The 3,101-nt window shown below is 73.0% G+C and carries 1 protein-coding gene; it reads right to left on the bottom strand.

The features are described 5' to 3' along the window. On the bottom strand, positions 1–3,101 hold a 3,101-nt coding region (locus ACZ6CL_RS42810), incomplete at both ends, for an SDR family NAD(P)-dependent oxidoreductase (protein ID WP_468946971.1).

Raw genomic sequence — 3,101 nt, 5'->3', positions numbered from 1 at the left:
GCCTGCGCCGCCAGGTGCAGGGACACCAGCGAGGACGAGCAGGCGGTGTCCACGGTGACCGCCGGCCCCTCCAGACCGAGGGTGTAGGCGATGCGACCGGACGCCACACTCGTCGTGGAGCCGGTGATCAAATAGCCCTCAGCACCCGTCTCGCCGAGCCGCGCGTTGACCCCGTACTCCTGCGCGGCCGTGCCGATGAACACCCCGGTGCCGCTTCCGCGCAGCGACGTCGGGTCGATGGCCGCGTTCTCCAGCAACTCCCAGGCCGTTTCGAGCAGCAGCCGCTGCTGCGGATCGGTCGCCAGCGCCTCGCGGGGACTGATCCCGAAGAACTCCGGGTCGAACGCGTCCGCGTCGTGGAGGAACCCGCCCTTGTCGACATAGGAGGTCCCGGGATGGTCGGGGTCCGCGTTGTACAGCTCCTCGACATTCCAGCCACGGCCCGCGGGGAAGTCGCCGATCGCGTCGGCGCCCTCGGCCACAAGCCGCCACAGGGCGTCCGGCGTGCGGACCTCGCCAGGGAACCGGCACGCCATCCCGACGATCACCACCGGGTCGTCATCCTGGCCGCTGATCACGGAGGCCGCCCGCCTCGTCTGCGTCTGCGCACCGAGCAGCTCCGCGCGCAGATGGCCGGCCAGGGCACTCGTCGTCGGATGGTCGAAGATCAGCGTGGCGGGCAGGCGCAGACCAGTGGCGCCGTTCAGCCGGTTGCGCAACTCGACGGCGGTCAGGGAGTCGAAACCCAGGTCCCGGAAACTGCGGTCGGTCTCGATCGGGTCCTGCCCCACGTGGCCGAGTACCGCCGCCACGTGGGTGCGGACCAGAGCCGTCAGCACGTCGAGCCGCTCGGCCTCGCCGAGCGCGCCCAGCCGGCCCACCAGATCCTCGGCGGCCACCCGCTGGGCGGGCCCGCTCGCGCGCCGGACGGCCGCCCGGCCGATCGTGCGCAGGATCGGCGGGATGCCCTCATCGTCCGCGCGGACCGTCGCCGGGCGCAGCGCGGCCATCACCAGCGGCACACCCTGCGCAAGCGTCAGCCCGGCGTCGAAGAGAGCAAGCCCCTGCTCGGTGCCGAGCGCCGCGCTGTTGCGGGTAAGCCTGGCCTTCCCGACACTGTCCAGGTCAGCGGTCATCGAACTGGTCTCAGCCCACAGGCCCCACGCGAAGGACGCGGCGGGCAGACCGCGGGACCGCCGGTACCCGGCCAGCGCGTCCACGAACGTGTTGGCCGCCGCGTACACCGACTGGCCAGGGTTGCCGATCGTGCCGGCCGCCGACGAGAACAGGATGAACGCGTCGAGGTCCAGACCCTCGGTCAGCACGTGCAGGTTCCACGCCGCGTCGGCCTTGGGCCGCAAAACGGTGTCCGCCTGCGCGCCGGTGAGCGCGGTGAGCACACCGTCGGCCAGCACACCCGCCGTGTGCACGACCGCCGTGAGCGGGTGCTCGTCCGCAATGCCGGCGAGCAGGGCAGCCAGCGCGTCCCGGTCGGCGGTGTCGCAGGCCGCGACCCTCACACTGGCGCCGGCCTCCCGCAGTTCGGCCGTCAGCTCGGCCGCACCGGCGGAGTCCGGGCCCGAGCGGCTGACGATCAGCAGATGCCGCGCGCCGTGCCGGGACACCAGATGCCGGGCGACGTGCTTGCCGATCGTCCCCGTGCCGCCGGTAATCAAAACGGTGCCTTCCGGGTTGAAGGCGTCCGTCTCGGCCCCCTCCTCCGGAGCGGTGGCGACCAGCCGCGGCAAGTGGGCCGTACCGTTACGCACCAGGACCTGCGGCTCGCCGGAGCCGATCACGGCGCCGAGGGCCCGTGCCGAGGCGTCCGTCCCGTCGAGATCGACCAGGACGAACCGGCCCGGCTCCTCCCACCACGCGGCACGCAGCAGACCCCACACGGCCGCGCCCGGCAGATCGCGAACCGGGTCACCGGCGTCCACCGGGATGGCGCCGCGTGTGACCACCACCAGCTTCGACGCCGCGAGACGGTCCTCGGCCAGCCAGTCCTGAAGCAGCTGGAGCATGTGCCGGGTGGTCTCGTGGGCGCGGGCGGCCGGGTCGCCGGCTTCGGGCGTTGCGCCGTCGAAGGGGAGCAGCACCACGTCCGGTACGGCCGCCCCGGAGCCGATGGAGCGCACCAGGTCGCTCAGCGCCCGATGGCGCGGCAGGGCGGCGAAGGCATCGCACAGGGGGGACGAACCGTCCCCGTCCCCCAGTACCGCCCACGCGCCCGGGTCGGCGGGCGACGCGTCGCCCGCCGACGGTGCCCAGTCGACGCGCCAGAGCGCGTGATGCAGATGGCGGGAGGTGTCCAGCCGGTCGACGGCCAGTTCCCGGAGCCGCAACGCGGAGATCGTGACAACCGGCTGACCCGTTTCATCGGCCATCTCCAGTGCCGCCGTCGACTCGTCCACAGGCGTCACCCGGACGCGCAAGACGCCCGCATCGGTGGCGTGCAGCGTGGTTCCCGACCAGGAGAACGGCAACCGGACCGGGCCGTCGGGCCCCTCCAGGCCCATGGCGAGCGCGGTGGCGTGCTGGGCCGCGTCGAGCAGCGCGGGGTGGACGGCGAATCCGGCGGGGTCCGCGTCCTGGGGCAGCCGGACCTCGGCGTAGAGGACGTCGCCGTCGCGCCACGCGGCCCGCAGCCCCTGGAAGACGGGCCCGTACAGGTAGCCAAGACCGGCGAGCCGGTCGTACAGGTCATCGACCGCCACCGGTATCGCCTTCGGCGGGGGCCACACACCGGCGAACTCCGGCTGCCCGCCCTCCGGGGCGCCCACGACGATCGTGCCCCTCGCGTGTCGCGTCCACGGCTGGTCCGGCTGGCCGGCGGGACGCGAGTGGATCGTGATGGCGTGACCGTCGCCCCCGTCCTCGGGCGTGAGGGTGACATGCAGCTGGACGGCCGCCGTGCCGGAGAACGTCAGAGGCTGCTCCACCGTCAGCTCTTCGACGTGCCGGTGGCCCAGGTGCGTCGCCGCGTGCAGCGCGATGTCCAGGAAAGCGGTGCCGGGGAGGAGGGGGGTGTTGAGTACGGCGTGGTGGGTGAGCCAGGGGTGGGTGGTGGTGGAGATGTGTCCGGTGAGTGCGAGTTCTTG

The organism is Streptomyces sp. NPDC041200 (genome assembly GCF_055591805.1).
This window is presented reverse-complemented; position numbering and strand designations above follow the sequence as displayed.